The organism is Terriglobia bacterium, from assembly GCA_020072815.1.
In the GTDB taxonomy this organism is placed as follows: Bacteria; Acidobacteriota; Terriglobia; order Terriglobales; family Acidobacteriaceae; genus Angelobacter.
Genome location: JAIQGE010000002.1, coordinates 45,007 through 71,981, shown reverse-complemented (window position 1 = coordinate 71,981; position 26,975 = coordinate 45,007). Strand labels below are relative to the sequence as shown.

At 60.4% G+C, this 26,975-nt stretch carries 19 protein-coding genes; 7 read left to right on the top strand and 12 right to left on the bottom strand.

Features of this window, described 5'->3' with window-relative positions; all coding sequences use genetic code 11:
• Nucleotides 1-82: 82 nt before the first annotated feature.
• The 8 genes from LAO20_04175 to LAO20_04140 all read right to left on the bottom strand — a co-directional run bounded on the left by LAO20_04175 (nt 83) and on the right by LAO20_04140 (nt 13,575).
• A complete protein-coding gene (locus LAO20_04175; protein ID MBZ5530606.1) occupies nt 83-1,798 on the bottom strand; it encodes a carboxypeptidase-like regulatory domain-containing protein in 1,716 nt (571 codons plus the stop codon).
• A 6-nt stretch (nt 1,799-1,804) separates the two neighbouring features.
• A complete protein-coding gene (locus tag LAO20_04170) occupies nt 1,805-3,502 on the bottom strand; it encodes a carboxypeptidase-like regulatory domain-containing protein (protein ID MBZ5530605.1) in 1,698 nt (565 codons plus the stop codon).
• Nucleotides 3,503-3,509: 7 nt separating this feature from the next.
• Complete coding sequence (locus tag LAO20_04165; protein MBZ5530604.1) at nt 3,510-4,028, bottom strand: hypothetical protein; 519 nt, start codon at nt 4,026-4,028, stop codon at nt 3,510-3,512.
• A gap of 130 nt (nt 4,029-4,158) precedes the next feature.
• Entirely contained in the window at nt 4,159-5,028 is an 870-nt protein-coding gene (ubiA, locus tag LAO20_04160; protein ID MBZ5530603.1) for a putative 4-hydroxybenzoate polyprenyltransferase, read from the bottom strand.
• 39 nt (nt 5,029-5,067) lie between these two features.
• On the bottom strand, nt 5,068-5,739 hold the full coding sequence (locus LAO20_04155; protein ID MBZ5530602.1) for a protein-L-isoaspartate(D-aspartate) O-methyltransferase: 672 nt from the start codon (nt 5,737-5,739) through the stop codon (nt 5,068-5,070).
• Between the two features lie 23 nt (nt 5,740-5,762).
• A complete protein-coding gene (locus tag LAO20_04150) occupies nt 5,763-9,812 on the bottom strand; it encodes a translocation/assembly module TamB (protein MBZ5530601.1) in 4,050 nt (1,349 codons plus the stop codon).
• Nucleotides 9,809-10,501 carry a SurA N-terminal domain-containing protein gene (locus LAO20_04145; protein ID MBZ5530600.1) on the bottom strand — a complete coding sequence of 231 codons (693 nt, stop codon included), beginning with the start codon at nt 10,499-10,501 and terminating at the stop codon, nt 9,809-9,811. The genes LAO20_04150 and LAO20_04145 overlap by 4 nt, the downstream gene beginning before the upstream one ends.
• Nucleotides 10,502-10,512: 11 nt before the next feature.
• On the bottom strand, nt 10,513-13,575 hold the full coding sequence (locus LAO20_04140) for a BamA/TamA family outer membrane protein (GenBank protein ID MBZ5530599.1): 3,063 nt from the start codon (nt 13,573-13,575) through the stop codon (nt 10,513-10,515).
• A 175-nt stretch (nt 13,576-13,750) separates the two neighbouring features.
• Between LAO20_04140 and LAO20_04135 the strand changes: the two genes are divergently transcribed.
• On the top strand, nt 13,751-14,767 hold the full coding sequence (locus LAO20_04135; GenBank protein ID MBZ5530598.1) for a ThiF family adenylyltransferase: 1,017 nt from the start codon (nt 13,751-13,753) through the stop codon (nt 14,765-14,767).
• A 92-nt stretch (nt 14,768-14,859) separates the two neighbouring features.
• On the opposite strand, the gene LAO20_04130 is transcribed toward LAO20_04135, so the two are convergent.
• Complete coding sequence (locus LAO20_04130; GenBank protein MBZ5530597.1) at nt 14,860-17,091, bottom strand: insulinase family protein; 2,232 nt, start codon at nt 17,089-17,091, stop codon at nt 14,860-14,862.
• Nucleotides 17,091-18,638, bottom strand: coding sequence for an insulinase family protein (locus LAO20_04125; GenBank protein ID MBZ5530596.1), 1,548 nt, complete (start codon nt 18,636-18,638; stop codon nt 17,091-17,093). The genes LAO20_04130 and LAO20_04125 overlap by 1 nt, the downstream gene beginning before the upstream one ends.
• A gap of 398 nt (nt 18,639-19,036) precedes the next feature.
• Between LAO20_04125 and LAO20_04120 the strand changes: the two genes are divergently transcribed.
• The 5 genes from LAO20_04120 (at nt 19,037) to LAO20_04100 (ending at nt 23,925) form a co-directional block, all read left to right on the top strand.
• Nucleotides 19,037-20,464: an APC family permease gene (locus tag LAO20_04120; protein ID MBZ5530595.1), complete on the top strand. Its 1,428-nt coding sequence runs from the start codon at nt 19,037-19,039 to the stop codon at nt 20,462-20,464.
• Between the two features lie 98 nt (nt 20,465-20,562).
• Nucleotides 20,563-21,261 (top strand): hypothetical protein, encoded by a 699-nt coding sequence (locus LAO20_04115; GenBank protein ID MBZ5530594.1) that lies wholly within the window; start codon nt 20,563-20,565, stop codon nt 21,259-21,261.
• Between the two features lie 130 nt (nt 21,262-21,391).
• The gene (locus tag LAO20_04110) at nt 21,392-21,862 is read left to right on the top strand and encodes a universal stress protein (protein ID MBZ5530593.1); all 471 of its coding nucleotides are present in this window, start codon (nt 21,392-21,394) and stop codon (nt 21,860-21,862) included.
• A 164-nt stretch (nt 21,863-22,026) separates the two neighbouring features.
• A complete protein-coding gene (locus LAO20_04105; GenBank protein ID MBZ5530592.1) occupies nt 22,027-22,347 on the top strand; it encodes a superinfection immunity protein in 321 nt (106 codons plus the stop codon).
• A 330-nt stretch (nt 22,348-22,677) separates the two neighbouring features.
• On the top strand, nt 22,678-23,925 hold the full coding sequence (locus tag LAO20_04100) for a hypothetical protein (GenBank protein ID MBZ5530591.1): 1,248 nt from the start codon (nt 22,678-22,680) through the stop codon (nt 23,923-23,925).
• Between the two features lie 19 nt (nt 23,926-23,944).
• Here the strand turns inward: LAO20_04100 and LAO20_04095 are convergent, their stop codons facing one another.
• Together LAO20_04095 and LAO20_04090 are read right to left on the bottom strand one after the other, a co-directional pair.
• Nucleotides 23,945-24,481 carry a metalloprotease family protein gene (locus LAO20_04095; GenBank protein MBZ5530590.1) on the bottom strand — a complete coding sequence of 179 codons (537 nt, stop codon included), beginning with the start codon at nt 24,479-24,481 and terminating at the stop codon, nt 23,945-23,947.
• An 18-nt stretch (nt 24,482-24,499) separates the two neighbouring features.
• A complete protein-coding gene (locus tag LAO20_04090) occupies nt 24,500-25,555 on the bottom strand; it encodes a hypothetical protein (GenBank protein ID MBZ5530589.1) in 1,056 nt (351 codons plus the stop codon).
• A gap of 271 nt (nt 25,556-25,826) precedes the next feature.
• Here LAO20_04090 and LAO20_04085 point away from each other — a divergent pair, with 271 nt between their 5' ends.
• Complete coding sequence (locus LAO20_04085) at nt 25,827-26,573, top strand: outer membrane lipoprotein-sorting protein (protein ID MBZ5530588.1); 747 nt, start codon at nt 25,827-25,829, stop codon at nt 26,571-26,573.
• The last annotated feature ends 402 nt before the right edge of the window (nt 26,574-26,975 follow it).

Here is a 26,975-nt window from a genome sequence, read left to right as displayed (position 1 = left end):
AAGACAAGTGTACCCGAGAAAAACCCTTGCCGCTGATGAACTCTGATAAGCGCGGATCAGCGGTAGAGTTCATTCGGCGAGGTCACGGCTGTGCGCCAGCTGTTGGAACCTGCTGCACCTTGAGCTTGAATTCCTGCTTGCCGTTCGGCAGAACGGTGATGGATTCACCTTGTGGCAGAAACGGCTTGAGCACGGCAGGCTTGGTCCATTCCAGGTCCCAGCCGTTTTCGAGGGCCAGCAAAGTGTATTTGCCGGGCACCACCTCAGCCAGGGTGAACGTGCCGTCACTGTCGCTCTGGTCGCGGCGGAAGAGCACCTGGTTGTGCGCGGGGTCAGCGGGGACCAGCAGGACCATGGCGCCGGACAGCGGCTTGTCGTCGCGCAGCGCCACGCCCTTGATCTGCGCCTGGCCCAGCCCCACCACCAGCGCGAGCGTGAGCGGACTGGAGCCCTTGATTTCCACGGTCCGGCCAATGGGTTTGGCTCCGGACGAAGAGACGCTTTTCACAAACAGTCCGGTCGAGTTGGTGATGGACAATTCATAAGTCCCCGGCGGAACTCCGCTCTTGAATTCAAATTCGCCTTTGCTGTTGGCGCGCTCCACAAAAGCTTCTGAAGTGTTCTTGTTATAGAGCCGGATTGCGCTCTGCGGCGCAAGCCTCGCGCCCGCTTCCAACTGCACGGACACCGTCACCTGCGCCCGCGATGCAGCCTGCGGCGTTTCCACATCGCCGCTGGCGCTTACGTCAACCTCGCGCGTGGAGATGTTTTGCATGCTGCCGCTCGAGTAGTCGTTGATCTTCAGACTGTAATGTCCGGGCGCGACGCCACTGATGAAAACGTAGCCGGCAGATTCGGCCTGGATCTCGCTTTGCAGGGAAACGGTGGTGTCAAACAGCCGGACTTCCAAGGAAGGATAGCGTTGCTGGCCTGCCTTCTCATCCCTCCAAACGCGAAAATGCGCCGCAGGAACCGGCTGCAGAGTGACGTTGGCGATGGCTTTCTCTCCCAGTGCCAGTGGAATCTGCGCTCCTGCCGCCGGATCCGCGGCGCCGGGATAAAACGTGATGGGGTAGGCGACATCTAACGCGGCGGTTTTTTCGTCCACTGGGAGCGGGGCGGAACCCTCCCGGGAGTGGCTGGTCACCGCGCCGCCCTGGGGCTGAAATACCTGATGGCCGCCGGCGTCCGGAGAAACCGCGGGTTGCGCGTACCACGGCTTGGCGGAGACGGCCACCAGATACTTGCCGGGCATGAGATGGCCAAAGCGATACGCGCCTTCATCGTCAGTCACGGTGCGGCTGCGCAGGCGGACGCCGTCCGCTCCGCCGGCGATCCCGGCCTGAAACAGCAGGACCTGCGCCTGGCGCACCGGATCGCCAACTTCGTCAGTAATCACGCCGGAGATGGCGGCTTCCGGCGCCAGACGAAAAACCAGATCGCCGGAATCCAAGCCGGCGCCCACAGCGATGGACGAAGAAAACTGATCATGCTGGTTGAAAGACTGCGTTAGGTAACCGGGCCGCTGCGCGGTGAGCGTGTATTTGCCCGCCGCCAGCCGGCGGAAAACGAATCGGCCATCATCGCTGGTGACAATCGCGGTAAATGCGCTGCGGTCGCTGACCGGGGCAATGGCTACGCGCGCGTGGGCCAGCGGTTGGTCGTTGGTGGAATCCACCAATGTTCCGCTGATCTGGAAAGCTCCAGCGGGCGCGGCCGGCGGCTTGGCGGCCGGCTGGGCGACGGCGGCCATCGCTGCGAAGAAAAAGCCGAAGCAGCATGCCATGCGCGCGATCATTCCGGGCTACTCCTCGTCCTTGTGGATCAAATCCGCACTCACGCTCGACGTGGCTTTGGGCATGATGGATACCCGCGAGGCCTTGGAGCTGTATCGCGACAGGACGCTGGGATTGGTGTACTCCAGGCCGTCAGTGGAATCAAAAGCAAATACCTTGTAGTCTCCGGGAGCCAGCCCGCCGTACTCGCGGTCAACGCCGGGCCCCACGTTGAGAAGGACAGGGCTCAGGCGGGGCGCGGATTCTGACACCACCAGCGCCCAGGCTTTGGCGGAAGCCTGATCAGAATTTACGTGGACCTTCACCGTGCCGCCGTCATCGCGCAACGTGATCTCAATGGGAGGAACGCTGCCTTCCGTCGGCACCACCAGGTCTTCGCGCAACAGGTTGGCGCCGCCGCTGCGCACCGATTGCACGTATCCGCCCACCAAGGAATGGACCTGGACCATGTACCTGCCGGGTGAGACGTTGGCAATCTGCCGGCTCAAGGGATTGCCGGGGACGTTGTCGCTGGCATAGCCCCCACCGGCAAAGGGGGAGTCAGCCGAGTACAGGGTCACGTGGACCGGAGTTGCATCGCACTCGCCGCTGGACAAAGTTGTACAGCGCGCCAAAGATTCCTTGGATGAGAATTCCGTGCGCACCATTACCGGGATCGCGGTGGCGGCGCCCAAGGCCAGTTTCAGGCCGGTGACGTCGGCGTCCACGGAGATGGGGCGTTGCGTCCAGTTGAACTGGCCGTTCTCACGCACCGCCCCAATACGCAGAAGGTAGTTACCGGCGGGGACCGCCTGGAATTCAAAAACGCCGGTGGCGCGGTCAAATTGCTCCGCTGAGGCCAGAATCTGGCCCGACCGGTCAGTGAGCCAGGGATTGTTTACCTGCTTCCAGTCGCCGATACCGGAAATGACGCCGGAAATCTTGTACGCGGGCTCGAGCTTGAGAGAAAGCCGGATGTCCATGTGCTGCGCCGCGGTGAGATCGAGCAGAGCAGCGGCTTCCAGATCCAGAGCAGATGGGTAATAAAGTACCGGCGGGTAAGCTTGCTTGCGCTTGCCGGACTGTGCTCCCAGGATCCTGCGGGCGGCGTTCGCGGCGCGGACCGCCACGTAATACTTGCCGGGGACCAGGCCGGCAACGCGGAAGTTGCCGTCTTCATCGGTGGCGTGGACCTGGCCGGCAGGCAGCAGGCGGCGCATGCCGGCGATGACTTCAGAATGCAGGACCGTGAGCTGGGCGCCCTCCAACGGTTCTCCATCGGCGGCGCTGACTTGTCCGGCGATCACGCACTCGGGAACCAGCTTGATGACGGCTTTGCCGGAACCAGCGGTGACTTCAAATGTTGCCGCCGAGTTGAAATTGCTGGTCCCTTCCTGGGAGTACCCGGGTTTTTGCACCAGGAGCGACGTATGGCCCACGGGGACGCCCTCAAACTCAAATTCTCCCTGATCGCCGGTGAGCACGGCCCGCCGGACGCCGCCGAACATCCGCACCAGCGCGCGCGGGACTGGCTTGCCTGTGAGCGCGTTGACGACTACGCCTTCCAGACTGGTCAAGTTCTGTCCGCCCGCCGGCGGCTGCTGCGCGACGCACGGCAAACCGCACAAGAGGAGAGCGGCCACGGAGACGAAAGGAAATCTCTGCAAAGCGGCCCGGCATCTGCCAGATGACCAGGGCCGGTTGTGGATGCGCAGCAGCGTGTTCATGGGGCGCTCAGTTCGGTGTCTTTTCTACAGAAATACTGAATGCGGGGATGGGGTCGCCGTCGTCGCTGGCGAGCTCCGCATTTTCGAAGCGAAGCTTTTGGCCGGTCTCTTTGAGCGCGTCTTTCGGAATCTCTTTCAGGGAATCGGCTGCGAGTTTCTCCCCTGGCTTGAGCACCGCCATGCCCGCGGGCGTGGCATCGTCGAAGAACACGCCGACCACGGCCTTGTCGGGATTCGAGATCAAAATCACCAGCTTACGCCCGGGCTTTGCCTCCTTCAGCTTCAGGAACGGTCCGGCATCTTTGTCTTTGAGCAGGGGCGTCCAGATGGTCTGGTCAATGTAGGCGACGGCGTATCCGTTGAGATCAACGTGCTGGGTGTTGATGGCGATCACCGCAGCCGTCTGTGCGAACCAAAGCTGACTTTTCTCGTCATTCGACTTATCGGCCTTGGTGGAAGGCGTCTGGGCTTGAGCCAGCGCGGCCACGGCGGCCAGCGCGAAAATTGCCAAGTGTCTGATTCTCATATGGAAAATACTATACCTCACCGCGCCAGGAGTGAATGAGAGGGCACCCACTGACAAGAATGCTGAAGGAAGGAAAACTTGCAGCAGGTTTTGGCACGCGAAGACGGGTGGAAGCAGTTGCAGCCGATGGTCAGTGCGCGTTGCGAATCAGCAAATCGGCGGCAACAAAGACGAAGAACACCACGGCGATCACGCCGTTCATGGTGAAGAACGCGGCATTGAGCTTGCTGAGGTCGTGCGACGAAACCAGCGAGTGCTCGTAAAGAAGCAGGATAGCCACGGCGGCCACGCCGACGAGCGCGATTTTTCCCAGGCCGAACAGCACCACCAGCGACGCCAGCAGCCCGAGCATGACTGCGTGCAACACGCGGGCCAGCAGCAAAGCGCGCGGCACGCCAAAAGCCTGGGGGATGGAGTTGAGCGCGTTGGCGCGGTCAAAATCAATGTCCTGGCAAGCGTAAAGCACGTCAAAGCCGCCCACCCAGAAGGTGACAGCGGCGGTGAGCACCAGGATGCGGGGGTCGAGCGAGCCGCGCACCGCGATCCAGGCGGCGGCCGGGGCCATCCCCAGGGCAAAGCCCAGCACCAGGTGCGACCATCGCGTGAACCGCTTGGTGTAGGAATAAAGAAGTATGACTGCGAGTGCTACCGGCGCCAGATACAGGGTCAGGCGGTTCAGTTGCGCCGCGCTCACCACAAAAATGGCGCATGAAGCCAGCACAAATACGCCGACAAACTTCGCGGAGAGCACGCCGGCGGGAATGGCGCGCGTGGCGGTGCGGGGATTGGCGGCGTCAATCTGCGCGTCGGCCAGGCGGTTGAAGGCCATGGCCGCCGAACGCGCGGACACCATGCAGAGGATGATCCATCCCAGTTGCGGCGCGCTGGGCCATCCTCCGGCGGCCAGCATCGCCCCGCACAGAGCAAACGGGAGAGCAAAGATGGAATGCTCCCACTTGATCATTTCCAGCGTGATCTTGATGTTGGAGAAAAGGGCCACGGAGTAGTTTAGCGGAACTGTGGGGAAATCGGGCCCCGATCACCCGATTCCCCTAAACCCTTGCTCCCCAATCAGTGGCACGAAGCGGCAGCTTTCCAGCACACGCGTTGCGGTTGTGCCGTCAGGGAGTTTGCGGACGAGTTGCAGGACTTGCTGGTCAGGGTCGCCGACGGGAATCACCATCCTGCCTTGCGGCGCAAGCTGTGCAATCAACGCCGGAGGGACCCGCGGCGCGGCGCAGGAGACGACGATCACGTCATAGGGCGCGGCAGCAAAGTGGCCCAGCGAGCCGTCACCGGTGACGATGGTGATGTTGCCGTAGCCCAGGCGCGCCAGCACGGTCCGCGCTTCGTCAGCCAGAGTGGCGTAACGCTCCACGGCAAAAACTTGGGCGGCGAGTTCCGCCAGCAACGCGGTCTGGTAGCCGGAGCCGGCGCCGATTTCCAATACGCGGTCCGTGGGCTTGATCTCCGCCGCCTGCAGCATGGCGGCGATGATGTACGGCTGCGAGGTGGTCTGGTCTTCGCCGATCAGGACGGGGTGGTCCGCGTAGGCTTCGTACTGCCGCTGCTGCCCGACGAATTCATGCCGCGGCACCTTGCTCATGGCCTGCAGGACGCGCTCATCGTGGATGCCGCGCTGGCGCAGGTGGCTTTCCACCATGGACAAGCGCTCGGCGGTAAAGGGTTCGTGAGAGTTTCCGGTCGTCATAGTTACTAACTACGGGGCAAGTGTTACTTGGCGCGGCGGCGAATGTGAACGTCAAACCCCAGGATTCCGTTCTGGTCCCGCACCGCGACGATGGAGATGTTCTTGTCCACAGCATACTCCACCTGGATCACGGTTTCCGCCGACTGCGTGAGGCTGGTGACGTAGGTGAGCGTCACGTTGTTGTTGATGGTCTGCTCAATGGTCACGCGCGCGCTGGGGTTGTTGCCGGTGCCAATGAACTGGGGATCAATCTTGACCCGGCTGGCGCCAAAAAGCCGCTGCACGCGGTCACTGAACTGGGAATTGAGGGCCTGGCCCAGAATGGCGTTCGATGCCGTTGCGGTATCGCTGCCGCCCTGCGGGGCCACCCCGCCGGGCTGGGAAGCGTTGTACACATCCTGGCCGCGCGTCCGGCCGAATGCCAGCAGAGAAATGATGTCGGCGTTGGAGAGCGGAGGGTCTGAGCGGTAAGACATGCTCAGGTTCTTGCCGCTGGCCACCGACCCATGCAACCCAATGGTGATGTCGTAGTCCTGGACGCGGGCCGACATATCAATATTGACGATGGGCTCAATGGTCAGGGGGTTGGAGAAGATAATGTCGCCGCTCTCCAGCCGGTACTTGGTGCCGTTGAAAAACACGTCGCCTTCCGCGATGTTCACCCGGCCGAGCAGCGCGGGGCGGGTGGCGGTGCCGCGCAGGCGAAGATCAAGATCGCCGGAGAGCTTGGCCAGCGAGGTTTCCACACGCAGTTCCGGGGTGGACGTGATGTGCACGTCCAGGCGCAGGTTGTCGAGGAACGGATTCAGCGTGGCCAGCACCGGCGTCTTCTTGCTCTGCGCCAGATACAGGGCAAAATCAAAATGCGGGTTCATGCCGAAGCGGGTGACCACCACGTCACCGGAGAGCTGCGAGCTTCGGGCGGAACCGGTGTAGCGCAACTGCGCGTTGGCGGAAGCGCTCACGCCCGGAGGATAGCGCAGGCGCACGTCCGTGCTGGTGGCGGTGAGATCAAAGAACAGGCCGTTACGATACGCCAGGAAACCGCTTACGTCCAGGTCCCCGCCGCCGGAGCGCGCGGTCAGCTTCTCAATGTGGGCGCCGTCCTGGGCAAAGACCATGGTGCCGTTGATGTGGCTGAGGCCGTTGGGCAGGTCGGCCAGAGAGACGCCGGCGTCTTTGAGCTCAAGCCGGCCGCTGAGCAAGGGATGCGCCACGCTGCCGCGGATGTCCACGGTGAAGGCCGCGGGGCCGTTGGCCAGAATGTCAGAGTTGAAACCCTGCAGCAGCTTCATGTCAAAGCGGCCGCGGGTTCGCAGGTCGAGTGACTGGTCGCCGGAAATGTGGCCGGCCCCGGTCATGGTGATGTCCGTATCGTCGCCCACCAGGTGGAACTGGTCTACGCGGACCACTTCATTTTCCATGGAAAAACGGATAGGACCATCATTCTGCAACTTGACGTTTTCCCAACTGGCGGCGAGCTGGGTGATGTTGCCGGTCACCACCAGGTCGCGCGGGCGGCGCAAGGGACCGCGCAGGCTGATGGTCCCGGCGGCCGAGGAGTGTCCGGTGAGCGGGCCTTGCACGTAAGCGCTGATCAGTGGATCAAAATCCAGGCGGGCGAACTCCAGGGTCATCTGGCCGGGAAAATCATTGCGGAGCTGCACGCTGCCATCCACGGCAAGAGTGGCGTTCTCAAACTTGGAGCGGCCGCGCAACAGCATATCGGCGCCCTTGGTTTCCGCCGTGATGCTCATGCTGCCCACGGTCTCGTGGTTCACCTTGAGATCGCGCAAATCAACCTGACCGGCGATGACCGGCGCTTCTTCCGTTCCGGAACCGGTGGCGTGAAATGAAGCTATGCCTTCCACGGCGAAGCGGGGGAGTTCAAAACGCTGCAGCGTGGCCAGATCAATGTTGTCGCCCTTCAGGTCAAAGCGGAAAGCGCGCGAATCAAAGTTGTAAGCCAACTCTCCGGTGACCTGCGCGCCGTTGTGGGCCAGAGCAACGTTGGCAAGCTGGAGCTCCATTCCGGCGATCTGTACCTGGCTGCGAAAACTTTTGAAGGGCTCGCCGAAGACCGTCATCTTGCTGATCTGCACGTTTCCGCTGCCGCGCAAGTTGACCGTGGTGCCGGACGCGCGCACCTCCGCTGCCACCAGACCGGCCACGGGATAGTTCAGCCCGGCCAGCGTCTGAATGTCTTCCAGACCCGCTTCCTGCACGCGGAATGCAACATCCACGTGGCTGGTTTTTTCATCGAGCACACCGGCGTGCAAAACCGCGGAACCGGAAAAATCAATTTTGGCTTTGCCACGGCGCAGCACGCCATGTTGCATGCTGATGATGGAAGGCGAGTACACGGCGTCGGCTGTCAGGGAATCCCAATGAACGCGGCGCAAACGGCTTTCACCGGGGACGGCGGAAAGCCGCAGCGGCGCCAGCTCCGAATCAAAGTTCTCCAGCTCCAGGCGTCCGCGCATAGCCAGGGCATCCAGCTTTCCGGAGACCGTTCCGTTGAAGGAGGCGTGCCCTTCCAGCAACAGCGGAATGCGCGTGCCCGGACTCATCGCCGCCAGCGCGGGCTTGAGTTCATGGAGGTCCGTGGAGGTAGCGATGAGCTTCGCTTGCGCCGATTCCGATCCCAACTGCCCAGAGGCGGTCAAGTGCAGCGCACGGGTGGAGAAGTTCAAGGTGGCAACGTCCAGGGTGCGCGCGTCGCCATGGTAGGTGGCGGCGAACTGCGCGGTCACCGGAACTTGTTCCGGCGCGGCGTCAGGCGGCGGCGCAACGCCCAGCTTGATCTCCACCAGAGCGTTTCGAACGGCGCCGGACCACGATCCTTTGAGTTGTCCTGATATACCTCCAGCAAGCGACATCTGGTCGAGCGGCAAGTGCGGGGTGGACACGGCGGCAGCGACCTGGCTGACTTGCAACCCTGACAGCTCAACCGTGGCGGCGCCCTTCTGCGGCGGAAGTTTCTTGTTCCCTGCCGGATTGTTCCAGTTGCTGACCTGTACGTCCGCCTTTATGCTCCCGCCGAAGGCGCGCAGAGCGAGGCGCGGAAGAGCAAGCTTGTCCTGCGTCAGAGTAAACGGCGACTCCGCGTCCACTCCGGCGACGCGCCATTCCGCGTCATGCCATTCCAGCCCGCGGACCGTGAGGTCGCCTTGGGTGGAGTAACGTCCGTTCTGGTAGAGGAACACGCCTTTGAGGTTGGCCTTGCCGGCGCGCACTTCAGAAATGTGAGCTTGCCTGGCGGCATCCACCAGTTCCACCGTGGCGGTGTATTGCAGGCGCACGTCCGGGTTGTTGTAGCTGCGCAGGGCGCCGGTCGCCTGCAGCTTGCCCGCGGCGTACGAAAGCTTGAGGGACTTGATCTCCGTTTCCGTGGGACGCAGGAGCAGGCCAAGTTCCAGGTCACCGCTTTGCGGCGAAGAATTACGGTAGCGCACCGCGCGCAGCGACATAGCCAGCCGCGCGTCATAACCCTTGTCCTTGGCGGAATAACTCATACCCAGGGAAACACGGTCGCCGTCCATAGCGAACGGAATCTGTTCTTCATTCAAGACCAGCGTGCCGTTGCTGATCTCCATATGCTGAATTTCAAGGTCAAAGAGCTGCTGCGTTGGCGTGGAAAGACTGGCAATCTTGTGCGCCGGCTGGTTGGTGGAGCCGTCAGGATAAACAATGAGGTGGACCACCGGATGGTCAACCACCACTTTGCTCAAGGACACTTTGCGGGAAAGAAAAGAAACAATTCTCACTTCCACGGTGACCAGGTCAGCATGAAGGTACGGGGCTTCGCCCGGCGGCTCTTTCCCGTGGATGGTCAAGTTGCCGGCGACAAAGCGCAGCGCGGAAAGCTTCCAGGTGAAGGACTGAATTTCGACTTTGCCGCCGGTGATTTGCTCGAGTTCGGCCACCACGCGGGCGCGGACCGACTCGCGAAACCCGGCGCTGTTCAAGTAAAACACGAGCGCGACCACGCCCGCGAGAAAGAGCACCAGGACGGCCTTGCGCAGGCGCGAGCGCCGGGGCTTGACGGGGAGCGCGGCCGCAGGCGCAGTCACTGATTGACTCCGCTGGCTTCTCCCGACGCGGCGGAGATGGCGGCCACCATTTTTTCTATGCGGGCCTGGGAGCGCAGGGTCTGCAGCCAGGTGTTCAGCATTTCATTGATGTTCTGGTCCACCAGCAGCTTTTCAATCTGGCCGGAGACGTCCGCGAGCGGCTGTTCCGGGTGGCCCTGCTTGCGCAGCTCGGGCAGAAACTTTTCCTGGTAGTAAGTCGTGATGGCGACCTTGTCCACGCGCACCAGCCCGCGGAACCGCAGGTCAATGAAGCTCAGCAGGCGGACCTGCGACGTCACGTAGTCTTCGATATCCTGCCGGATCAAGCCGTAGTCCTGAAGCAGCTTCTTCCAGCCTTCGTCGGTGGCGGCGCCCGGGACCTGGGCGCGAACGCTCTTTACTTGTTCCGCCACTTGTTCGGGAGCGGGGTCCACCATGGCGGTGTTCATGATCTGCTGGTCCAGGAGCGCACGGTCAATCAAGCGGTCCAGCGCAGCCAGAGTGTCCTGCGGCGTGCGCTTGGCCAGCGGAGCGCCTTGCATCATGAACTCCACGCGCACTTCCTGGTCCAGTTCGCTCTGCAGGATCACGCGGCCGTTCACCACGGCCACCATGCGGTCCACAATCTGGGCGGAGCAGGCGGCGGAAACCAGCAGCAGGAGCACGAATTGGAGAGCGCGCGTCATCATTAACTAAGATGTCAGAAAGTCTGTCCTATGTTGAAAAAGAAATTGAAGTGCCGCAGCACTTGCGAAAAAGGCTGCACTGGGGGAGCAGGCGGGGAGGGCTGGATCGGGACCGAAACCGGGAATGCCGGCGGGTTTAGGTTGTATCCCAAATCAAAGCTCACCGGGCCGATGGGCGTGCGATAGCGCACGCCGCCGCCCACCGCATGCGACACGTAATTGAAATTGCAGGTCTGTAAGGCTGGATTCAAGCACGTGCTGCGGTTGGGCTGATGAAACTTGTAAAAGCTGTTAACCATGTCCTTGGGCGTGGCGAAGATGTTGCCCATATCATGAAACAGCACAACGCTGAGATTGTTGCCGACGAACGGCAGCGGCAGGGGCGGCGTGCGAAGTTCCAGGTTGTTGATGAACTGGGCTTCGCCGCCCAGGGGAAAGCCGGTGGACAAGTCGCGCGGACCGGCCTGATTCACGCCGAAGCCGCGCTGCGTGGTGCTGCCTCCGGCGAGAAAACGTTCCGGCAGAGGAATGAAGTGGGTGGTGGAGGGGACCACGGCGCCGGCGGGAACGATGGCCGCGCTGGTGTTGCCAAACGGCTCTTCAATTCCAATGCGGGTGGAGCGGGCGAACACCCAGCGCCTTTTGTGGAACTGGTAGTAAGTGGAATTCTGCACCACCAGCCGCACAAAGCTGGCTTGCGACCCGAAGGCCCCGGATGCGACGCCAATGTCAGCCGCCGTGAAAGACCCTTTGCGGGAGTCGATGGGATTGTCGCGGGTATCGCGCAGGTAGCTGAAGTCCGGCATGCCGACCCGGACGGCCTGAGAGAACAAGGGCACGGCGTTGATGTTGATGGCCAGATTGTCTGTGGCGACTTTGCGATAAATAAAGCGGTAGAGCAAGGTGGTGGCCTTGTTCAGCGTTTGCTTGATCTCCGCGGAACCTTCCAGCCGTTTCGCGGTAAAAGTGCGCACGTCATTGGTCTGCTCATAGAAAGCGGTGAAGGCCAGAGAAAGTTTTTCCGAATCAAACCAGCGCGGCGCTTCAAAGCCCAGCAGCGCCAGCTTCTCCAGATTTCCGTAGCGGGTCTTTAGACTGAGAGTGTGAGCGCGCCCGCGGAAATTCAGCCGGGTGATGTCAAATGAGACGCGCGGGCTCGCGCCGGTTTGGCCTTGCGGACTGGTGGTTCCCGTGGGCTGGCCGGTCTGCACTTCCAGGCCGCCGCCGTAGCTGAAGGTGTAACGCTTGGCTTCAGAAAGTTCAAAGTTGACGTTCTTGCGCGTGTCCTGGCCGTCCGGATTCTGCACCGCCATGTTGACTTCATTGAAGATGCCCAGGTCATAGAGGCGGCGCTGGGCGCTCAACATGTCCTGCTGGCTGAGCGCGCTGCCGGGGGGAATTCTGACTTCGCGGTCCACCACAAAGGGGCGCGTGTAGTGCAGCCCGGAGATGAGCACCTGGTCCACAAATACCTGGGGGCCTTCGGTGATTTTGTAAGTGACGTTGATCTTGGTGGCGTCGCCCGGTTCGGGCTGGGTGGCGTATTCAAACTGGACTTTGGAAAATCCCTTGTTGAAGTAGGCGTCCATGACCTCCGTCTGGTCGCTGAGGATGGTGGCGTCAGAGTACGGCTGGCCTTCGGTGGCGGCGATGAGCTTGCGGATGTCATCGTCAGAAATCGCCGAGTTTCCCGTGATGTCCAGCTTGCCTACGGTGGTCTGCGGCCCTTCCTGGATGGTGAGCTTGACCTTGAGGAAGCTGCGTCTGCCTTCGTCCGCTCCGGTCACGGCAGGCGTGACCTTCACCTGCAGGAAACCGCTGCCGCGATAGAGGTTCTCAATCGCCTGGATGTCACGCGCCAGCAACGACTGGCTGAAGACCCCGTGGACCAGAAGACCGCCCGCGGGCTGGATCACCATGCGCTCGCGAATGTCTTCAGGGCGAAAATAGTGGTTGCCTTCAATGGTCAGCTCGGCGAACTTGTGGCGATCGTTCCTCTCCACTTTATAGACCACGGACCGCCGGCCTCCATCCTGTGATTGTTGCTGCGTGTAGGTGACGCGCACGTCGAAGTAACCTTTGGTCTGGAAATAATCGCGCAGGTTGCGCGCCCCTTCCTGCAGCAGGTCTTCATCCACGGCGTTCTCTTCGTAAACCGGGACGTATTTTTTGATCAGCCCGCGGCGCAGTTTGGCGCCTTCTACTTTAACGTCCACGATAGGGCCGCCGGAAATCTCAAAGGTGTAATCCAGGGTATTGGACTCGGGATGGTAGTCGCGCTGCGTCAAGGTGACCTGGGCTTCCAGGCGCTGTTTCTTTTGGAAGCGTTTGCGCAGACGCTGTAGGGCCTTGGTGAGACGGCTGGCGGTCACGCGGTTACCGTTGTGTAGTTTGGCAATACTGCGGACTTCCTCGGCGGTGTATCCGGGCGATCCGCCGACCTTAATCAGTCCCACGCGCGCCGGCTTGCCTTTGTTCACGGAGAAATGGACGGCGACTTGGCGGTTGCGGGAGTCCCACTCATAAGAAGGAGTGATAGTAGCCTGGTAGTATCCGTTTTCCTGCAGCGACCGCTGCATGGCGGCGATGCCCGTCTTAATCTTATCTTCTGTAAATTGCTCGCCCAGCGTGAGCTTGCTGGCGTTGACCAGGCGGCTGTCACCGGGAGGAGACGGCGCGTGCTCCGCGGTGATGGAGCCGAAGAAGAAGCTTTCGCGGGCGGCAAACGTCAGCGTCACTTCGCCTGCGGGGGTGCGCTGGGCTTCCACCTGGATTGCCGCAAAACGTCCGGTGTCATAGAGCACCTGGACGGACCTGCGCACCTTGTATTTGTCCAGCGGTTCGTTCACTTTTTGCGGCAGCAAAGGCTGAAACCACTCCGGATGCTCCACGCCGGGACTTTTGATCTCCACGCGCGCTACTTTCAGGCCTTGCAAGCTGTTGAGGTCGTCCGGGGTACCGGTTTCCGGCTGCGGCGCGGGATTGGCCGCGGGCGCCTGGACGGACGCCGGCTGCTGTCCTGCACAGACACCCAGGCATAACACATACGCCAGGAGCGCTGGTCGGAAAAGTGGCAAAGATGAGCCCCTCTTGGTGGAAAAGTTGGTCTTACTTACTTCGATGGCCGCAGCTTCCTGCTTTGTTGTACCTGAGGACGCGAATTAGCAAGCCACAGCGCCGGTTAGGACATTCCCAAAGCCCATTGACCCAAGCCTAATGATCGTTGACCTCTGACACCTATAATAATAGTGCATGCGATTTCAGGACCGATATTCGCGCCAGGTGCTCTTTCCCGGCATCGGGGAAGAAGGCCAAAAGAAGCTGGCCCAGGCGCGCGTGGCGATTGTCGGCTGCGGGGCCACGGGGACCAGCGTTTCCAGTCTGCTGGTGCGGGCGGGCGTGGGCCACGTCCTGATCATTGATCGCGATTTCGTGGAACCCAGCAACCTGCAGCGGCAGTCGCTCTTCGATGAAGCCGACGCCGCCGAATCCCTCCCTAAAGCCGTGGCCGGCGCGCGCAAGCTGGCGTCGTTTAACTCTGACGTCCAGGTGCAGGGGGAAGTTGCCGACCTGACAACGGAGAACATCGAAAGGCTGCTGGGCAGCGCCGACCTGGTGCTGGACGCCACTGACAACTTTGAGACGCGCTACCTGATCAACGATTTTGCAGTGAAGAACAGCAAGCCGTGGATCTACGCGGCCGCCGTGGCGGCGTACGGCGTGACCATGAACATTATTCCCGGCGAAACCGCGTGTCTGGCGTGCGTCTTCCCCGCTCCGCCGGAAGGTCCGGTGGAGACGTGTGATACGGCGGGCATCCTGAACAGCGCGGTGAACCTGGTCGGTTCGATTCAGGCCACCGAGGCGCTCAAGTTTTTTGTTGGGGCGCGGGAGCAGCTGCGGCGCAGCCTGCTGTCATTCGACCTGTGGCGCAATGATCGGGCGGAAGTGGCCGCGGCGCGTCCACGGCCGGAATGCCAGACTTGCGGCAAGCGTGAGTTCACCCACCTGACCGGGCGGCAGCGCGCACCAGTGACGTTGTGCGGACGGGATGCCGTGCAAATCCACGAGCGGCATCGTCCGGTGGACTTTGCCGAACTTAGCTTGCGATTGCAGCCACACGGCCAGGTGAAACACAACGATTATGTGTTGAGATTTTTGCGCGATCCTTACGAGATGACGCTGTTCCCCGACGGCCGGGCCATCATCAAGGGAACCAGTGACACCGCGGTGGCGCGGAGTTTGTACGCCAGGTTTGTGGGGAGCTGAGCAAGACATTAGCCGCGGATTCGCGCAGATGATCGCGAATGGCACACATTGCCGAATCAGCGTTCATCCGCGAAAATCCGCGGCAAGTTCTTCTACTGCGGCTTGTCGAAGATCTTGGGGTCCACCGCGGGATTGATCTCCACGGCGCTGGTGGCCACAGTGGCGCTGGGCTTGCCGTCCGCGGTGACTTCCTCGTGGAAAGCCAGGTTCACGCCGTCCACCGCCTTCCAGTCAGAGTACTCCACGACCTGGGTGTTCGGACCGGTGGGGCCGTTGCCTTGAAACTGCGCGCGCAGGACGCGTCCGGTCTTTTCGTCCACGAACCAGCGCAGTTGTTCACCACCGTGGCTGATGTCGAGCACGGCGGCTTCGCCGTCACCGATTTTCTCCTTGCCCTGGGCGGCGAAGGCAAACTGCGGGTCGTCAGCATGCTGGGCGATGTACCAGATTCTGCGGCGCAGACCCCGCAGCGTGTCGTCCTTCTGCGATGCCGGCATGTCGCGCGGCGCGCCCATGGCGGCCATGGACATGAAACCTCCCTGCGCGGTAGCGACCATAATCATTTCGCCGCCGGGAGTGTTGATCTTGAGATGGGTTTTGTCATCGCCCGCGGAAGTCTCTTCCACCTCCAGCGTAGCGTTCTGGGCCTTGATGGTGTAGGCAGCTTTGCGGCGGTAGGTTTTGACGGCGTTCAGTTTGGCGGCGCCGCCGGCGGCCTCAATCACTTTGGCCAGCAGCGCGCGGCCTTCCGGATTGCTGGCGGCGGGCGCGGCCGTGGCGGCAGCAGCGCCGGTCGGGATGGTGATGTCCACGGTGGTAACTTTGCCGAAAGTGCTCAGCGGCTTGTCAAAATCCGCAGCTTTGCCCACCACCAGGACTGAGAACTTACTCTTGTCCAGATATTTTGCGGCCACGCGGTTTACGTCGGCGGCGGTCACGCCCTCCACGCCCTTCTGGTAACGCTCCAGAAAATCCACGGGATAGCCGTGGAACTCCAGGTTGGCGCGGAAATTATTCACTTTTTGCTTGGAGTCATATTCGAAGACAAATGAATTCAGGATCGCGTCCTTGGCGAGCTGCAACTCCGCTGCCGAGGGCGGCTCGGTGTGCATGCGATCGATTTCGCCGTACAGACCTGCTACGCCTTTGGCGGTGGTGGCGCTCTTGGTGCCCATCTGCAGGATGGTGAGTCCGGGATGGTCAAAGGGCGCTTGCACCGAGCCGCCAACGGCATACGCCAGGCCGGCCTTGGTACGCAGGTTGGAAAACAGGCGCGAAGCGAAGCCGCCGCTCAGAATGTGGTTCATCACCTGGACGGCATAGAAATCCGGGTTGTCACGGCGAATGCCGGGGGCGATCAGGCGAATCTCACTTTGGTTGACGTCATCTTTGGCGACAAAGTAAATGCCGGTTGGGGCGGGCGAATCGGCCACCGGCGGCGCAACAAACGCCGGGCCTTTCGGCCAGCTTTCAAACACCGCGCGCAGCTTGGCTTCCATGGCGGCGGCGTCAAAGTCGCCGGTAAGAGCAAAGATCACGTTGTTGGGGTGGACGTGGGCGGCGTGCCAGGCGAGCAAGTCTTCGCGGGTGACGGCGGCCACGGTGGCGTATTCAGGCGTGCGCGCAAACGGACTTTTGGCCCCGTAGCCGATTTTGGTGGCTTCGCGGAAAGCAATCTGGCCCAAGTTGTCATTGCGGCGCGAAATCCCGGTCTTCTCCTGGTCTTTGGCCAGATCAATTTTTTCCTGGCGAAACTCCGGGTTGCGCAGCAGGTCATTGAACAGGTCAAGGACGAAATCAAAGTCGCCCTTCAAGCAGGAGATGGATGCGGTGACGGAAAGAGGGCCTCCGCCGGTTTCCATCTTGGCAGCGCGCTGCTCCAGCATTTCGTCGAGCTGGTCGCCGGTCTTGGTCTTGGTGCCGCCGGTGCGCCAGGCTTCGCCAAAAATGGAAACCAAGCCGACTTTGTCTTCCGGTTCGCTCTTGCTGCCGCCGCGAATGGAAATCCAGCCTTCCATCAAAGGCAGTTCATGGTCTTCTTGCAGGAGGACCACCATGCCGTTGGACAACTGGACCCGCTTGGGCTGTTGCGGGTGGAACGGCGCCAGCGGCGGCTTCTTGATGGCCGCCAGGTCACCGGCAGCCAGATCCTGTTGCGCCGATTTTTTCGCGGCGGGCGATGCCGCCTTGGTCCCCGCGGCGGGGGCTTTGGGCTTGGCCGGCGGAGCGGTCTGCGCGGGACTGGTCCAAACGCTCAGACAGAACGCGGCAGAAAGAAGAAGCACGGGCAGGAACTTTTCGCGGAGAATTCTGTGGTTGAGCATTAGTGCGTCTCCTTCTTCTGTGCGCCATCGGCAGCAGCAGTTTTGGCGTGCGCCGATTCATTTTCAATGATGGCCACGGTGCGGTTGGCGTCAACGAATGCTTTGTTGGCCACGCGGCGGATGTCCGCCTTGGTGACTTTGTCAATTTTGTCCACGCTGCGGAAGAGCTCGCGCCAGTCGCCATAACGCAGCTGGTTTTCCGCCAGTTGGATGGCCAGCCCTTGATTGTTGGCCAGCTGGCGCAGCAGATTAGCCTTGGCGCGGGTCTTGACCATCTGCAGCTCGTCGTCGGTCACGTCTTCATTCTTGAGCCGGTCCACTTGTTCGCGGATGGCCTGTCCCATCTCCTGCGGCGTGTGGCCAGGAAGCGGGACGGCGAAAAAGCTGAACAAGCCGGGATACTTGGTGCCCGGCAGGCCGGAGAAGCCGGCGGAGAACGCCGCGATTTTCTTGTCGCGCACCAGCGAGCGGTAGAGACGCGAGGTGCGGCCTTCAGAAACCAGGTCAGAAATCACGTCATAGACGGCGTCGTCAGGATCTCTGTAGCTGGGCCGGTGATAGCCCTCAATGTAGAAAGGCTGGGACTTGTCCACCATGGTGACGGTGCGTTCCGCGAACTGCTCAGGCTCAATGGTGGTGAGGGGCTCTGGCTTGGGGGCATAGGGAATGGGGCCGAAATACTTTTCCACGATGGGAAAGACCTGTTCCGGCTTAAGAGCTCCCACCAGGGCGATAACGGTGTTGGAAGGAACGTAATATTTCTTGTAAAACTTGGCGGCTTCGGTGGCGGTGAGATGATCGAGTTCGGAAGGCCAGCCGACGCCGGAGCGCTGGTAAGGATGCGCGGTGTAGGCCGCGGCCATGAACTGCTCCACCATCTTGCCGATGGGGTTGCTGTCCGTGCGCAGGCGGCGCTCTTCATGCACCACGTCACGCTCTTTATAGAATTCACGCAGTACGCCATGCTGGTAGCGCGACGACTCCAGATAGGCCCAGACCTCCAGGCGGTTGGCGGGGAAAGAATAGAAGTACTGCGTGCTGTCCATGCTGGTGCTGGCGTTGAGGCCCACGCCGCCTTCGCGGTCAATGATTTCTCCAAAGCGGTTTTTGATGACGAACTGGTTGGCTTCTTCGTTGGCCTTGTCGAAGGCCGCTTTCAGCTCGGCGACTTTCTTGGGATCGCGGCCGTTTTCGCGGCGGTCCTCGCGGTCATAAGCGGCCCAGGCCTGCTCGACTTTCGCCAGCGCGACTTTTTCCTTGGCGTAATCGGTGGTGCCGATGCGGTCCGTGCCTTTGAAAGCCTCATGCTCAAACATGTGGGCCATGCCGGACTGGCCTTGCGGGTCCTGCACGGCGCCGGCGTCCACAATGGTGAAGAAGGAGAACACCGGAGCTTCCGGACGCTCGCACAGAATGACCGTCAACCCGTTCTTGAGGACCTTGACCGTGGTCCGCTTTTCAAACGATGCCACATCTTGGGCCAGGCCGCTGGCCGCCAGCAAAATTGCTATGAGTAAAAAGGAGAAGACTCCTAGAGACCGCCGCATTCCTGCCTCCTGAAACTACTAGTTTGCGCATCAAGCAAAGTAAAGCGGTGAAGCTGGGATGTCAAATTGCGAATGGGTGATATTGGCGGTTGGCGAAGTTATTAGGATTCACATCTCTGTCCAGACCAAGCAGTCATGGTGAGAACGCCCTGGAGCGGCATGGTGGCCGGAGGCATCCTCCGGGGTCCTTCGACTCGTCCTTGTCCCGCGTTGCAGGACTCGGACTCGCTCAGGATGACATTCCTAATGTGTTAGCTGAGACGCAGGCGGCCTCCAGATCAAGAAGAAGGATTGCATTTTCTTTTGCTAATCTTGGGCCTTCGTTGTGTAATACAGCGCAGCCGACCGAGCTTTCGAACGTTTGGCTTACGAGCGGCGTGGAGCGAAGCGACACACCAATGGAAACCGTCAACCAAAAACCGCAACTGCGGCGCGCCATGGGATTTTGGGACGTGCTGCTGTTCAACATTGCCGCCGTGCTGGGCCCGCGATGGATCGCCGCGGCTGCGCATTACGGCACGTCGTCCATCAGCCTGTGGGTGCTGGCGGCGACGCTGTTCTTTCTGCCTACGTCGCTGATTATCGTCGAGCTCTCTACGCGCTATCCGGCGGAAGGCGGGCTCTACGTATGGAGTAAAGAAGCGTTTGGAGATTTTCACGGGTTTGTGGCGGGATGGGCGTACTGGATTTATACCTTCTTCTATTTCCCCGGGCTGCTGGCCGCCAGCGTGGCCATGTCGGTGTACGTCGGCGGGCCGCAGTACGCGCACCTGGCGGACAACAAATGGTACACGCTGGGCACGTCGTTAGGACTGCTGGCCATTGCGGTGGTCCTGAACATTGTGGGACTGAACATCGGCAAATGGCTGCAGAACGCCGGAGGCGTGGGCACTTACATTCCGCTGCTGATGCTGATTGGCATCGGCGGATTCATTGCGCTGCGCCACGGCAGCGTGACCCATTTCTCCTGGCATGACGCGATGCCGCAATGGAACTGGGGCACGGTGACCTTCTGGTCGCAGATTGCGTTCGCCTTCACCGGCATGGAGCTGGTGTGCGCCATGAGCGAAGAGGTGCGCGACCCGAAGAGGACGTTCCCCCGGGCGATCTATGCATCCGCGGGCCTGATTGCGGTGATTTACATTCTGGGGACCGTGGCCGTGCTGGCGATGCGCCCTGCGGCGGAAGTTGACCCGCGCAACGGCGTATTTCAGGCGGTGACCGGCGGCTCCACCATGCTGGGGATCGCGTGGTTTGGAATCCTGGCGGCCCTGCTGGTGACCGCGGGCAATGCCGGCGGCGTCGGCGCAACGGTTGCCGGCGTGGCGCGCGTGCCGTTTGTGGCGGGCATTGATCACTATTTGCCGGCGTTCTTCGGAAATCTACATCCACGCTGGAAGACGCCCTGGATTTCCATTCTGGTGCAGGCCGGCATCTCCGGCGTGATCCTGGTTCTGACTACCTACGTCACAACGCTGCGCAAGGGATACCTGTTCCTGGTGGACATGTCAGTGATCCTCTATTTCATTCCCTTCCTCTATATGTACGCCGCCGTGATCAAACTGGCGTACCGGCCCGACCGGGAGAGCGAACAGGCGGTGCTGGTGCCGGGTGGAAAACCCGGCGTTTGGGTGGCGGGAATCTTGGGATTTGCCGTCACGCTGGGCTCCATGGCGCTGGCCATGGTCCCGTCAGAAGACGTCAAGAGTGTGGCGCTGTTTGAGATCAGCATTGTGGTGGCCACGGTGGCATCGGTGGGAATAGGCCTGCTGCTGTACTGGCGCGGCGCACGGAGCAAAGCGCGGGCTGCGCTGCCACAGGTTTGAGCTTTTGATCTTTGATCTTTGATCTGGAATTCTTGGATCTGGGATTCTTGCGGAAGACAAAGCACTAGTAAGGAGAAAGCCTTTTAGGAGAACGACCAATGAACAACTTTGGATTAGCGATGGTGGTGGCCAGCTCGCTTGGCTTGGGCACGGCATGCGGCGCATTCGCTGCAGGGCAAGGCGGCGCTCAGAGCAAGGCGGCTGAGGTCCCGTCGAGCCCGTTCTTTGAAGCCGAGTTGACGAAATCACTGGACGCCAAGAAAGCCAAAGTCGGCGACCCGGTGAACGCCAAGGTGACGGCGGAGTCGAAGTCGAACGGCAAGATTGTCTTCCCCCAAGGCACCAAGCTGGTGGGCCATATCACGGAGGTCCAAGCGCGCACCAAGGACGAAACCGAATCCAGGCTGGGCATCGCATTCGATAAAGCCATCCTCAAAAACGGAGGAGAAGTGGCGTTCAATGAGGTGATCCACACGCTGATCAGCCCGCCCCGGCCAGCGGTCCGGATGCCCGATATCTCAAATTCATCGCTGAACAGCTCCATGGACCGGGCAGGTGGATTGCAGCCTTCAGGCAACGCGCATGACACCACGCCGCACGCCCTCAACGAGCCGATCTGGTCGCAGACGGCGCAACGGCCCGCACCGGGGGCACGGCAAACCGGCGTGGACGGCCTTTATCTCAAGGCTCCGGCCACCGACCCGGGGCACTCGGTGGTGATCACCTCATCCACAGGCAACGTAAAACTGGACAGCGGAACACGGCTGGTCTTCCAGTTGAATACCCCGGCGCGATAGTACGTGGCAGCTGAACCGAAGGGGCCGCCCGAGGGCCGCCAGATTCTGAATCCGGCATTGTGACGGCGGTCACCGCAACAAATCAGGCTGCGGAGCGAGAATTTATATGGATTAATAGGAGGAAGACGTTATGAAAATCCTTCTGGCAACAGATGGTTCCACATTCTCAGAAGCCGCGGCGAAGGCCCTGGCATTACAATTCCGGCCGCAAGATACTGAAGTGCTTGTGCTGGAAGTGATTGAGCCGCTGGTCTATTCGACGCCGCCGGAAATGGCCGCGGGATGGGTCCCGGAGATGGCGGAGAGACGCAAAGAACTGGCCAAGCTGGCGGAAGTTTCCCTGGCCAAGGCGGTTGAGGTTCTGCGCGCCGCCGGATTCAAGGCGGAGACCCGCATCGTGGACGAAGAGGTCCGGACGGGCATTGTGGGCACAGCCGAAGATTGGAAGGCCGACCTCATCGTGCTGGGATCGCATGGCAAGAGAGGCGTAGAGAAATTCCTGCTGGGCAGCGTGGCGGAGTCGGTAGCGCGGCATGCCAAGTGCTCGGTGATGATCGTCAGGACGCCGCAGGTCAAGAAGCCGGCCATCAAAGTGGCGTAACAGAATCTGTGACCGTCGGTAGATGCGATTGAACACGGGCGGGCGAAGGGAAGGTTGTTGGAGATCGTCCGCCCTGAGATGGCATGAGTCCATTGAAGACAGCCTAGTTGTGTCGCCCCTCCATCAAAGCCGCCGAAACAAGACACCCCCGGAAAGAAAACGCTATGAACTTCGCAATGATCCTGATGCAGTCTGACGTTCCGGTCCCCGATTTCGGGGCAATGCTGGTAGGCCTGCTGGCCGTGGTGCTGGCGATTGCCGCCTATTTTCTGCCGACGATCATCGCGTCCGGCCGCGGGCACAACAATCAAGGCGCGATTTGCGTCCTGAATCTTTTTCTGGGATGGACGGTGCTGGGATGGCTGGTGGCGCTGATCTGGTCGGCCAGCGATAACACCGGCAACCGCCCGCCGCAGGTCATCTACGTTATGCAACCCGCGTCGCCGCCGCCGCCACAGATGCCGATGAATGGAGGCCAGCGGTGAAACGGGCCTACCCGGGTGCGCTGCCGCGCATCCCGGCCTGAAGCCCGGGCCTACAATATTCTTCACGCGCTCCCAGCTTACGAGCCTGGGCCATCATTACTTCGCGACTGCGGCGCTGGGCTTACGCAAACGTGCTAAGTCACATGCAAGAACACGCCGAAGCAAATCGTCCATGAAAAAATCTGAGCCGTGCAATCGGCCAAGCTGAGGGCGACGCAGCTTGGCGTGTTCTTTGCGGGTACAATGGCGCGAGTGTGTGTATGGCGCCGTGCCGCCGAAAAAGCATGGCGCATCCAAACTTTTGATGGGACTCAAAGCCAGGGATTGAAGATGACGCGCAGCAGAATCCGGACAGTGTTGTTCTTGGTTTGCGTCCCAGCGCTGGCTGGCTGTCCGGCGGGATTGAAGGCCGGCGATCCGGCCCGCACAATTCCTTTGGAGCGTCCCAGCGACCCGGCGTCTTCCGCGGAGTTTCAAGTCCTCACGCGCGATGGCTTCGTCCACTACTACACGCTGGAATACGATCTGGCCATCCGCGATTTTCAGAAGGCCGCGGACCTGGTCCCCGACGATCCGCAGGCCTGGAACCACTTGCTGGAAGCAGTGCTGTTCCGCGAGCTGTACAGATATGACGCGCTGGACACCAGCCTGTACACCCATCAGAAATTTCTGGACACCAAGCAGGTGCCCATGGACGCTGCGACCAAACAAAAGATCAAAGAGCTGGCCGACAAAGCGCAAGACCTGGCGGAGAAGCGGCTCAAGGCCAATCCCAACGACGTGCAGGCGCTTTATTCGCGGGGCGTGACCAAGGGCTTGCGGTCAACCTATCTGGCGCTGATCGAACATGCCTGGTATTCGGCGGTGCGCAGCTCGCTGGCCGCGCGCAACGATCACGAGCAGGTGCTGAAGCTGGACCCGTCCATGACCGACGCCAAAACCACCGTGGGCGCGCACAACTACGTGGTGGGCAGCCTGCCCTGGCTGGTAAAGGTGGCCATTGGCATCACCGGAATCCATGGCGACAAGAACAAGGGCCTACGCTATCTGGAAGAGGCGGGCCGGGCCGGAGGCCAGACCAGCGCCGACGCGCGCGTGGCGCTGTCACTTTTTCTGCGTCGCGAGGAGCGGTTTGACGACGCCATCAAGGTGGTGCACACGCTGGTGCAGGAGTATCCCAAGAATTTCCTGTTCCGGCTGGAAGAAGCCAACCTGATGAAAGACGCCGGCAAGGGCCCGGCGGCCGTGCTAGCGCTCCGCGAGCTGCTGCAAGCCTGCGAAGCCGGCCGGTATCCCCAGGCCCACGTGGAACTGGTGCAATACGGGCTGGGTGAAGCCCTGCGCGGACAGGGGCAATACGCCGAAGCCGCGCGGGCATATGAGGCGGCGGGAAATTCGGGCAGTATTAATCGCGAGCTGCGGCAGCGGTCGTTGTTGTCGGCGGGAGAGGTGTCTGATTTGCTCAACCGGCGCGAAGACGCGATGAAGCAATATCGCGCCGTGGTCGCGCTGGATGGTTCGACCAAGGAAGCCGAGACCGCGAAGAAGTACATGGAGAAGGCGTATCGGAAGGGGTGAGACAGCGCCTGAGGTCCAACTAGACCAGCCAATGGAACACAGCCAGCGGCGCCAGAATGCCAATGGCGATACCGTAACCCAAGTCAGCCCAGACCACCCGAAGAAAGTTCAGGACGTATACGATCGCTACGACCGGGTAGCTCATGATGGCTAAAAGATTGAATCTTGCAGCCTCACCCGGCATGAGGCGCCAAATCTCTTTCAGGTCCTGGGTTGAGGGAAAGGAATGCATTCCAATAGACAATCCAAGCCAATAAAAGAAATAGGCCATCGGATCCGCGACTTCCAACTCCCACACCGGCATGAATGCCGCTGAGCAGAAGATCACGCAGAACAAAGAGTTCACGAAGAAGGGCCCCATGCCTACCATGAAGGCCTTCTTGAAATCTTCCGTGGTCTGGTGGACGACGTAACCTGCCGGATTGCCAATGCGAAAGTAACAAACGTCGAAAACCGCAAGTTTGTTCACCTTGCAGAAGAACAAATGCGCAGCTTCATGCAGGATGACGCCGGGAAAAGTCGCAATGGAAATGACAAATCCGGGGATAAAGAACATTAGTGTTTCTCCCCCTTATTAGTGTTTCTCCCCCTTATTCCGGAAGCGGCGATCGTACTCTTTCTTATCAATGATGATTCGGGTGTCAAGGCGGTAATTGATTCGCTCAACATATTCGTCAAAGTCAGCTTTTTGTTCAGGAGACCGCTGAGCCTGAGTTCGGGCTTTACTCAAGATTTCTTCTGCCTGGTTGCGGTACGTCTGATCTCCGGTGACCGCGTACTTGCAGGCAAGCGCGCTAGCTACTCCGCCTGCGAGCCGAGGATCGTCGGGTCTGCTGGCAAGCTGGGCCTGGGCAAGGCGCAAGAACGTGTCGTAGTCTTTGTGATCGAACGCGACGAAACCGTCCAGGGCAAGGGCCGAGATAGCAAGGTCCGGCGACTGCGGGTACTCGTTGCTGGCCTCATGCATCAAGCGTGCCGCTTCCTCGTTTTTGTCCGCCTCCGCGAGCTTCGCCGCCAGTTGGGCCTTTTTAAAAGCGCCTAGCGCGTGGTCCCACATTCCGTTCACTTCGGTGAACAGATCGTTTCGTTCATAGTCGAGGCGTTGTTTCAGGAATTTTCCCGCGCCCTCAACATCTCCCGACATCAAGTCCGCCTTGGCCCCCTCAAGAACCACCCTCTGCGCGGAGGGAGAGACCTTGAGGACTTCAGTAAATTCGATGGCGGCCCTTTTGTAGTCCCGGTGGTCCATGGCGCGTTCCGCCACCACCAGGTGACGGCCAGCCTTGAAATAAGGCAAGCCTCGCCAGAGCGAGCCGGCAAGCAGCAAAAGAAGGCCGGCCATCGCCATTCTGAGCCAGCCGGGGTACGGCCGCTCATACAACCCGGCAGCACAGTTAGAGCAAGCGGGAGTGCCACCGACGAGAGCGAGATCACTGTTGCCGAAATCTGTTTTGCATATACCGCAAATTGTGGGATCAATGATGTGGGCAAATTCCAGAGTGGAATTTACGGCGCCGGCTTCTTTGGCCTTGGCGTCTGCACAAGGAATGCAGATGGGCTTACCATTCAACGCCAGCATTTCCGCAGCCGGGCTTTCACAACGACATATGTGGCAGGTAGTCTTGCGCATGAACCATGTTATTAAGCCAAGGTTGCGGCTATTTTGCAACTCTTAGTTTGCGGAAGGTTGTGACTATTTGCGCCTAACGTCTTGTGCCAACAGCCAAGGACCACCCTAGCAATGTTTACAAGGCGACAGCTTCTCCGCATGGATAGACCTTCCGGCATTGCGGCCTGAAACTAGGCCCGCATATTGTGGCAGAAGCTTAGGGAGTATATTTGACTCCTCGACATACGCGTCGTAAGGTCTTTAGATCTGCTGATCGCCAAGGAGTCCGTTGATGCGCAAGCTCAGTTTATTCTTTGTAGCTCTGTTCCTGTTCGCGTTTGTGGCCCAAGCCCAGACCGTGGATGAGATCGTGGCCAAGAACATCGCCGCTAAAGGCGGGTTGTCCAAGCTCAAGGCGCTGCAAACGGCAAGAATCACCGGCAGCTCTGCCATCGGCGAGATGCAGGCTGGTTTTGTGCTGGTGCAAAAGCGCCCGGACAAGGTGCGCCAGGAAATCAGCATACAGGGTCTGACGATGGTCCAGGCCTACGACGGAAAGAACGGCTGGCAGATCGTTCCTTTCACCGGAAAGAAGGACCCCGAGCCCATGTCCGGCGACGAGCTGAAAGCGATCCAGGAGCAAGCGGACTTTGACAGTCCTCTGGTGGACTACAAGCAGAAAGGGCACAAAGTTGAGCTGGTGGGCAAGGAGCAAGTTGACAAGGCCGGCACGTTTCATCTGAGACTCACGCTGAAGAACGGTTCCGTCCGCGAACTTTACCTGGACGACCATAGCTTTCTCGAAATCAAGACTGAAGAGAAGATCAACCAGGGAGGCCAACAAGCGGTGTCGGTGAGCACAATGGGGGATTACAAGGAAGTGGAAGGGATGATGGTCCCCTTCTCGATTGAGCAGCGAATCAAAGACGGGCAAGGGCCGGGGCAAAAACTTGCGATCCAAAAAGTTGAATTCAATGTTCGGGTGGACGACTCGGTTTTCGTCCTGCCAGCGCCGGCACCGCAACCAGCACCCAAGTAACAAAATAACGTAAAGGGCAAGATTTTGCTTGTTATTCGTGGACAGACGTGCTATAGTAGAGCTTTTGTTTGCAACGGTTTAGGTGCGAATGGGGGCGTGCGGTGCAGGCGGCGACCGGGGAATCGCCCAGGTGAAATGGCGGTGCGATTGGGCTCCCACTGGGATCACGGGTGGCTAAGTCCTTTTGTTTATTGGGACCATTGGGATGAATAGGGAGGGTAGGGGGGCATCCCAATGGAGATTGCCAAAATCGCCCGAATTGCCAAAATCTTGAAGAGCGCGATGATCGGGACATCGGGTGACCTCCACCCCAGCAAGCCAAGATCAGGCTTGCCGGGGGCCCCGGGGTGATCGGAAAGGCACCAGAGGCATCGGCACAGGCAGGAGTGCCTGTGCCACACG

Bases quoted from the DNA above. Each gene is read 5' to 3' on its own strand.
- LAO20_04135 (MBZ5530598.1), top strand. From the start codon at position 13,751: ATGCGATTTCAGGACCGATATTCGCGCCAGGTGCTCTTTCCCGGCATC.
- LAO20_04100 (MBZ5530591.1), top strand. From the start codon at position 22,678: ATGACGCGCAGCAGAATCCGGACAGTGTTGTTCTTGGTTTGCGTCCCA.
- LAO20_04165 (MBZ5530604.1), bottom strand. From the start codon at position 4,028: ATGAGAATCAGACACTTGGCAATTTTCGCGCTGGCCGCCGTGGCCGCG.
- LAO20_04125 (MBZ5530596.1), bottom strand. From the start codon at position 18,638: ATGCGGCGGTCTCTAGGAGTCTTCTCCTTTTTACTCATAGCAATTTTG.
- LAO20_04170 (MBZ5530605.1), bottom strand. From the start codon at position 3,502: ATGAACACGCTGCTGCGCATCCACAACCGGCCCTGGTCATCTGGCAGA.
- LAO20_04085 (MBZ5530588.1), top strand. From the start codon at position 25,827: ATGCGCAAGCTCAGTTTATTCTTTGTAGCTCTGTTCCTGTTCGCGTTT.
- LAO20_04095 (MBZ5530590.1), bottom strand. From the start codon at position 24,481: ATGTTCTTTATCCCCGGATTTGTCATTTCCATTGCGACTTTTCCCGGC.
- LAO20_04145 (MBZ5530600.1), bottom strand. From the start codon at position 10,501: ATGATGACGCGCGCTCTCCAATTCGTGCTCCTGCTGCTGGTTTCCGCC.
- LAO20_04175 (MBZ5530606.1), bottom strand. From the start codon at position 1,798: ATGATCGCGCGCATGGCATGCTGCTTCGGCTTTTTCTTCGCAGCGATG.
- LAO20_04110 (MBZ5530593.1), top strand. From the start codon at position 21,392: ATGAAAATCCTTCTGGCAACAGATGGTTCCACATTCTCAGAAGCCGCG.
- LAO20_04120 (MBZ5530595.1), top strand. From the start codon at position 19,037: ATGGAAACCGTCAACCAAAAACCGCAACTGCGGCGCGCCATGGGATTT.
- LAO20_04090 (MBZ5530589.1), bottom strand. From the start codon at position 25,555: ATGCGCAAGACTACCTGCCACATATGTCGTTGTGAAAGCCCGGCTGCG.
- LAO20_04115 (MBZ5530594.1), top strand. From the start codon at position 20,563: ATGAACAACTTTGGATTAGCGATGGTGGTGGCCAGCTCGCTTGGCTTG.
- LAO20_04105 (MBZ5530592.1), top strand. From the start codon at position 22,027: ATGAACTTCGCAATGATCCTGATGCAGTCTGACGTTCCGGTCCCCGAT.
- LAO20_04130 (MBZ5530597.1), bottom strand. From the start codon at position 17,091: ATGCTCAACCACAGAATTCTCCGCGAAAAGTTCCTGCCCGTGCTTCTT.
- LAO20_04155 (MBZ5530602.1), bottom strand. From the start codon at position 5,739: ATGACGACCGGAAACTCTCACGAACCCTTTACCGCCGAGCGCTTGTCC.